The organism is Nocardiopsis lucentensis DSM 44048 (assembly GCF_000341125.1).
GTDB lineage: Bacteria > Actinomycetota > Actinomycetes > Streptosporangiales > Streptosporangiaceae > Nocardiopsis > Nocardiopsis lucentensis.
Genome location: NZ_ANBC01000563.1, coordinates 1 through 7,093, shown reverse-complemented (window position 1 = coordinate 7,093; position 7,093 = coordinate 1). Strand labels below are relative to the sequence as shown.

The 7,093-nt window shown below is 73.1% G+C and carries 6 protein-coding genes and 2 riboswitches; of the genes, 2 read left to right on the top strand and 4 right to left on the bottom strand.

Annotated elements, in window-relative coordinates:
* The 4 genes from D471_RS0119350 to D471_RS0119335 all read right to left on the bottom strand — a co-directional run.
* On the bottom strand, positions 1-2,206 hold a 2,206-nt coding region (locus tag D471_RS0119350; protein WP_017600134.1), incomplete at its 3' end, for a cobaltochelatase subunit CobN.
* A 35-nt stretch (positions 2,207-2,241) separates the two neighbouring features.
* A riboswitch (cobalamin riboswitch) is annotated at positions 2,242-2,379 on the bottom strand.
* Between the two features lie 19 nt (positions 2,380-2,398).
* Positions 2,399-3,226 (bottom strand): ABC transporter ATP-binding protein, encoded by an 828-nt coding sequence (locus tag D471_RS35205; RefSeq protein WP_017600133.1) that lies wholly within the window; start codon positions 3,224-3,226, stop codon positions 2,399-2,401.
* The gene (locus tag D471_RS0119340; protein WP_017600132.1) at positions 3,223-4,239 is read right to left on the bottom strand and encodes a FecCD family ABC transporter permease; all 1,017 of its coding nucleotides are present in this window, start codon (positions 4,237-4,239) and stop codon (positions 3,223-3,225) included. Before D471_RS0119340 ends, D471_RS35205 begins: the two co-directional genes overlap by 4 nt.
* Entirely contained in the window at positions 4,236-5,270 is a 1,035-nt protein-coding gene (locus tag D471_RS0119335; RefSeq protein WP_017600131.1) for an ABC transporter substrate-binding protein, read from the bottom strand. The genes D471_RS0119340 and D471_RS0119335 overlap by 4 nt, the downstream gene beginning before the upstream one ends.
* 59 nt (positions 5,271-5,329) lie before the next feature.
* Positions 5,330-5,542: riboswitch (cobalamin riboswitch) on the bottom strand.
* 169 nt (positions 5,543-5,711) lie between these two features.
* Here D471_RS0119335 and D471_RS37740 point away from each other — a divergent pair.
* The gene (locus D471_RS37740) at positions 5,712-6,083 is read left to right on the top strand and encodes a hypothetical protein (protein ID WP_152486374.1); all 372 of its coding nucleotides are present in this window, start codon (positions 5,712-5,714) and stop codon (positions 6,081-6,083) included.
* Positions 6,084-6,251: 168 nt separating this feature from the next.
* Positions 6,252-7,093: polysaccharide lyase (locus D471_RS0119325; RefSeq protein WP_017600129.1), on the top strand; the 842-nt coding region annotated here is incomplete at its 3' end.

Below are 7,093 nucleotides of genomic sequence, written 5' to 3'. Positions count from 1 at the left end.
CCCAGTCGGCGGCCTCCATCCGCTCGACGAGGCTCCGGGCCAGCGCCTCCGCCTCGTCGACCTCGCGCGTCGGCGCGTCCTCCTTCAGGCCGAGGGCGGCACGCAGACCGGGTACCGCACGGCCGACGCCACCCCAGATCTGGGCGGCGCGCAGAATCGACAGGGCCAGGTTCACCCGGGCCTCGCCCGAGGGGGCCTCGCCGAGCACGTGCAGGCCGTCGCGGATCTGGGTGTCCTTGATCTCGCACAGCCAGCCGTCGACGTGCAGGAGGAAGTCGTCGAACTCCTCGTCGTCGGGGCGCTCCTCCAGGCCCAGGTCGCGGTGCATCTCCGCCGCGCGCATCAGGGACCAGATCTCGCCCCGGACCGCGGGCAGCTTGGCCGGGTCCATGGCCGCGATGTTGGCGTGCTCGTCGAGCAGCTGCTCCAGGCGGGCGATGTCGCCGTAACTCTCCGCGCGCGCCATCGGCGGGATGAGGTGGTCGACGACCGTGGCGTGGGCGCGCCGCTTGGCCTGGGCGCCCTCGCCCGGGTCGTTGACCAGGAACGGGTAGACCAGCGGCAGGTCGCCGAGGGCGGCGTCGGTGGCGCAGGCGGCGGACAGGGCGGCGTTCTTGCCGGGCAGCCACTCCAGTGAACCGTGCTTGCCGAGGTGGACGACGGCGTGCGCGCCGAAACCGTGCTCCAGCCAGCGGTAGGCGGCCAGGTAGTGGTGGCTCGGCGGCAGGTCGGGGTCGTGGTAGATGGCGATGGGGTTCTCGCCGAAGCCACGCGGCGGCTGGACCAGGACCACGACGTTTCCGGCCCGCAGCGCGGCGAGGACGAGTTCGCCCTCGTCGTTGACGTACAGGCGGCCGGGGGCGGGCCCCCAGGCCTCGGTCATCGAGTCCTTCAGCGCGGCGGGCAGGCCCTCGGTCCAGGCGGCGTACTCCTCGGGGGTGATCCGCACCTGGGCGTCGGTCAGCTGGACGGAGGTCAACCAGTCCTCGTCCTGGCCTCCCGCCTCGATCAGGGCGTGGATCAGCGCGTCGCCCGCCTCGGTGTCGTCGGGCAGGTCCAGGCCGGGCAGGTCGCCGGGCTCGCCCAGGTCATAGCCCTCGGCGCGCATGCGGCGCAGCAGGCGGACCAGGGACCGGGGCGTGTCGAGCCCGACGGCGTTGCCGATGCGGGCGTGCTTGGTCGGGTAGGCGGACAGGACGACCGCGACCCGCTTCTCGGCGGGGGGCACGTGCCGCAGCCGGGCGTGGGCGGCGGCGATCCCGGCCAGGCGGGCGCAGCGTTCGGGGTCGGCGACGTAGCGGGGCAGTCCGTCCTGGTCGATCTCCTTGAAGGAGAACGGCACGGTGATGATCCGGCCGTCGAACTCCGGGATGGCGATCTGGCTCGCCGAGTCGAGCGGGGTGACGCCGTCGTCGGAGACCTCCCAGTCGGCGCGGGAGCTGGTCAGGCACAGCCCCTGGAGGACGGGAACGTCCAGGGCGGCCATCCGTTCCACGTCCCAGGCCTCGTCGTCCTCCCCGGCGCTCGCGGACGCGGGCACGCTGCCGCCCGCCGCGAGGACGGTGACCACCAGCGCGTCGAAGCCGCCGAGCGCCTCGTACAGATCGTCGGGAGCCGAGCGCAGCGACCCGGCGAACACGGGGACGCCCACGGCCTTCCCGGTCGCGTCGACGGCGTCGGCCAGGGCGTGCGCGAAGGCGGTGTTGCCACCGGCCTCGTGGGCCCGGTAGTAGAGGATGCCCACGCGTGGGAGGGCGGGGTCCTGGGGCACGTCGCGCGCGGCCAGGCCCCACAGCGGGACGGGGGCTGGCGGGTCGAACCCCTCGCCGGTCAGCAGCACGGTGTCGGACAGGAAGGCGTGCAGGCGTCCGAGGTTGTCGGGGCCGCCCTCGGCGAGGTAGCGGTGGGCGTCGGTGGCCACGCCGATCGGGACGGTGGAGTGCTCCATCAGTTCGGCGCTGGGCTGCTGTTCGCCGCTGAGGACGACCAGGGGCGTGCCCCGCTCGCGGACGGCGGCGAGTCCGGACCACAGGTCGTGCGGGGAGCCGAGCAACCGCACGACCACGAGGTCGGCGCCCTCGACGGTGGCGGTGAGTTCCGCCTCGGAGGCGCGGGACGGGTTCGCCCACGTGTACGCGGCGTGGCTGGCCCGCGCGGAGAGCAGGTCGGTGTCGGACGTGGACAGCAGAGCGATCCGTGTGGTCACGGTCGGATTCCTCCCTCGGGGTTCTCGCCCCATCGGCGGTCGGAGTGCCCGAGGCCAGTGTCTGGCTCAACCCCCGGGGGGTAGGGGGTCTGACAGTGGCGGAACCGCCCCGGATTCACACCGGGTTCCTGTACCACGAGCGAAGGATTCACACCTTAACGGGCCGCGCACGGCCCCGTCCCGGCGGGGAGCTCAGGAGCTGGCGGGTCGGGTCGACGGGTCCGACGCATCCGCCGGCTCGGGTGCGCGGCGCAGGAACCGGATCACCGGGCGGCCGCGGTCGGAGGTGACCTCGGCCCGGACCCCGTAGACCTCCCCGATGAGAGAGGGGGTCAGGACCTCGGCGGGCCTTCCCTCGGCGACGGCGCGGCCGTCCCGCAGCACGAGCAGGCGGTCGCAGTACATCGCGGCCAGGTTGAGGTCGTGCAGGGCGATCACGGTGGTGACCGGCAGGCCCGTGACCAGTTCCAGCAGGTCGAGCTGGTACTGGATGTCGAGGTGGTTGGTCGGCTCGTCGAGCAGGAGCTCGCTCGGCTCCTGGGCGAGGGCGCGGGCGATCTGGGCGCGTTGGCGTTCGCCCCCGGACAGCGTGTGCCAGAACCGGTCGGCCCGGTCGGTGAGGCCGGTGCGTTCCAGGGCCGCCGCCACGGCGCGGGCGTCGGTGGCGGACAGGGGTGACCAGGGGCGGCGGTGCGGGATGCGCCCCAGGGCCACGACGTCGCGGATGGTCAGCTCGGTCTGGGTGTGCGCGTTCTGTTGGACGGTGGCGACCCGCCGGGCCACGGCGCGGCGGCCGAACCGGGGCAGCGGCAGTCCGTCCAGGGTGACCGCTCCGGTGGAGGGAGCGAGGACACCGGAGAGCAGCCTCAGCAGCGTGGACTTCCCGGAGCCGTTGGGGCCGAGCAGACCGATGGTCTCGCCGGGGCGCGGAGCGACGGTCACACCGTCGAGGACGAACCCACCGTCGGCCCGGCGGCTCACCCGGTCGGCGTGCAGCCCCGTGTGGTCGGACTCGGTCACGTCTGCCTCCTGGATCGGTACAGCACGGCGACGAAGGCGGGCACGCCGATGAGGGAGGTCACCACTCCCACGGGGATCTCCTGCGGGTCCAGCGCGGTGCGGGCGACCGTGTCCACCCACACCAGGAAGACGGCCCCGGTCAGCGCGGTGACGGGGAGGAGTCTGGCGTGGCCGGAGCCGGTGAGCGCACGGGCCGCGTGCGGTAGCACCAGCCCCACGAACCCGATCGCCCCGGCGGCGCTGACGAGCGCCGCCGTGAGCAGGGCGGTGGCGCACAGGAGCACCAGGCGGGCGCGGCCCACCCGGACACCCAGGTTCGCGGCGGCCTCCTCACCGAAGGCGAAGGCGTCCAGGGTGGTGGTGTGGGCGAGGCAGACGACGAGCACACCGACCAGCACCAGCGAGCACAGCGCCACGTCGGCCCAGCCCGCGCCGCTGAGCGACCCCAGCAGCCAGAACAGCACGCCGCGCGTGGTCTCCGCGTCCGCCGAGGTCAGCACGACGAACGAGGTCAGCGCCGAGAACAGCTGCATGGCCGCGACCCCGGACAGCACGACGCGGTCCATGGTCGCGCCCAGACTGTGGCTGAGCAGGATGACCATCCCGAAGGAAAGCAGCGCCCCGACGAAGGCGCCCGCCGACAGGGACAGCACCCCGGCGCCCCACCCGAGGACGATCACGGCGACCGCGCCGGTGGAGGCGCCGGAGGACACCCCGAGCACGAAGGGGTCCGCCAGCGGGTTGCGGAGCAGGGACTGCATGACCGCGCCGCACAGGGCCAGTCCCGCCCCGCACACCGCGGCGAGCAGGGTGCGGGGCATCCGGAGGTTCCACACGATGCCGTCCCGCAACGGGTTCAGGGCGGTGTCGCCCACCCCGAGGTGGGCCGAGACCGAGCGCCAGACGTCGACCGTGGTGATGTCGGCGGGGCCGATGGTCACGGCGACCGCGACCGAAGCGGTCAGGGCCGCCAGTCCACCGCAGACGAGCAGCGCGAGACGGGCACCGCTCACTGGGAGAGCCCGAGGTCCCGCAGCCCGGCGGCGACCTGCTCGATCCCCTCGACCGTGCGGATCGTGGGGTTCATGGCCTGGCCGCTGAGCAGGATGTACCGCTCCTCGGTGACCGCGGTGAGGTTGCGGGTGGCGGGGTTGCCCTCAAGGAAGTCGATCTTGGCCTCGGCGCTCTCGGCCGTCTGGGCCTCTCGGGTCAGGTCGCCGAGCACGATGACGTCGGGGTCGCGGTCGGCGATGGTCTCCCAGTTGATCTGGGGCCACTCCTCGTGGGTGTCCGAGAAGGCGTTCTGCGCGCCGACCGCGCGGGTGATGGCGCCGGGGGCGCCGCAGCACCCGGCGAGATAGGGCGCCTGGGAGTCGGAGAACCAGTACATGAGGGAGACGTCCGAGGCGTCCAGGTCGGCGGTGGCGGTGTCCACCCGTCCCCGCAGCTCCGAGACGAGCTCCTCCCCGCGTTCCTCCACTCCGAGGATCGCCGCCAGGTCGCGGACCTCGCCGTAGACGGTGTCCATGGTGAGCGGCTCGCTGCGGGTGCCATCGCCTCCGGTCGTGTTGTCCTTGCCCGCGGCGCAGTCGGCCGGGGAGACGTAGGTGGGCACGCCCAGCTCCTCGAACTGCTCCCGGGTGGCGGTGCCGCCGGGGCCCAGCGTGGAGACGAAGGAGGCGGTCACGAAGTCCGGTTCGGCGGCCAGGACCACCTCGAAGGACGGCCAGTCGTCGGCCAGCCGGGGCACGTCCGCGTTGGCCTCCTCCAGTCCCTCCATGACCGGGTCGGTCCAGGTGGCGGTTCCGGCGAGTCGGTCCGCCAGGCCGAGGGAGAGGAGGATCTCGGTGCTGCCCTGGTTGAGGGAGACGATCCGCTCGGGTGCCGTGCCGAGGGGGACCTCGTAACCGCAGTTGTCGATCGTTCCGGCGGGGGCGGCGGAGTCCGTGCCGTCGGCCTCCCCGCCCGGGGACTGACCGCAGGCGGTGAGCAGCAGGGAGGAGACGGCCAGGAGGCCGAGGGGGCGAAGGGCGTGGCTGAGCATGGGGATGCCTTGGGTGTCGGGGCTCGAACGCGGAGCCTGGCATGGTTCACCTCCGCGCACTCGACGCGGAGGGGCCAGCAGGTCTTCGGACTCGGGTTCGCCCGGACGGAGTGCCTTCCCAGGTCCGGGCCGCGCCGACGCTCCGGTCGGCACCGCCCCGCCCCAGTGGCGTGCGTACCCCGCCCGTCCCCCTCACCGCTGCGCGTCAGTTCCGGATTCGCACCGGATTCCCTGACCACGGACGTGGTACGACTGGCCCGGGCAGGATACCGCCGTGGGCGCGCCGCCCGACGGGGAGGTCCGGCGCTGGAGCGGGAACCGACCCCGGCACTTGGGTATCCCCTGGTGAAGGGCTCGGGACCGGCCCGGTGCGCGCTCCCCCGGCGCCGGGAACGCGGGTGGCGGCCCGGCCCCGCGCGTTCCGACGACCAGGGGGGAATCGTGGACGACCTCACCGACCAGGAGCTGTACGACGAACTCATCGCCTCGCTCGCCTTCGAGGGGGTCCGCGCGACGCCGGGACCGCACCGGTCCACGGTCCTGCTCCACAACGGGTGGACGTGGAGCGAGGGCGAGACGCCGGAGCGGTTCGATCCGCCGCTCGAACTCCACGTGAATCCGTGGACGCTCGGACGGCACCTCCGCGACATGGCCTCCGACGCGCAGGAGGCCTTCGGCGGGCCCTCGCCCCTGAGGGACGCGATGTCGCTCTTCCTCGTCCACGTCATGGAGACCGTCGAGACACGACCCGGGCGGCGCCACCTCACCCTCAGCCCCAGCGGCGTCGACGCCTCCCACCGGCCCCCGAGCTGACACCGCTCCCCCGAGCGGAACGATCCCCCCGCCCCCGACCACCCGTGTCGCACACGCTCGGTGAGGAATCCACCACGGAGGATGGCATCGTCGCCGCCGCGTCGACCATCCCGGACGGCCGACACGGCGGCGTCCCACCAGACCCGTCGCTGTGCAACGGAGACACCCATGCCGGTCGTCAGAACCCTGCTCGCCTCCACACTCCTGTCCGCGGTGCTGTCGGCCGCCGTCGTGACCGCCCCCGCGGCCGCCGGCACCGCGGCCCCGCCCACCCGCCTGTACAACACCTTCGAGCGCCCGACCGCGGGCGATCCCTACCCGCTGGAGGAATGGGCCAGGGACGGATGGCACGCCACCCGGGACAGAGGGATGACCGAACGCACGCTCATCGACGACACGGTTCCCGCCCGCACGGGCGAGCAGTCCCTGCGCGTGTCCTACCCCGCGGGGAGGATCGGCCCGCGCGACTCCGGAGTGCTGGCACCGTTCGCTCTCGCCCCGGCACGCGAGTACTACCTGTCCTTCTGGGTGCGTTTCAGTGAGGACTTCAGCTGGGGAACCACGTCGTTCGGCGGGAAGCTGGGGCTGGGCCTGGCCGGAGGAAGGGGGTGCTCGGGCGGGCAGGTCTGCGACGGCGGCAACGGCTTCACCTCGCGGATGATCTGGCGCCAGGGCGGCCGGGCGGCCGTGTACTACTACCACATGGACAAGCGGGGCAAGTACGGTGACCAGGCGTTCCTGCGCGTGGACGACACCGACGTGCGCTACCCCAGGGGTGAGTGGGTGAGCATCGTCCAGCGGCTCAGGGTCAACACCGTGACCGGCGGCCGGGCCAACGCCGACGGCGAGATCGAGGTGTTCTACAACGGCGCGCCCGCCGCCCTGGTCACCGGCCTGCGCCTGGTCGACAACGACGACCTGGTGGACAAGGCCTACTTCTCGTCCTTCTTCGGCGGCTCCACCGAGGGGTTCGCCCCGGTCCGCGACAGCCACGTCTGGTACGACGACCT

Coding starts and splice junctions, on each gene's coding strand:
- D471_RS0119335 (WP_017600131.1), bottom strand. CDS start 5,270: ATGCTCAGCCACGCCCTTCGCCCCCTCGGCCTCCTGGCCGTCTCCTCC.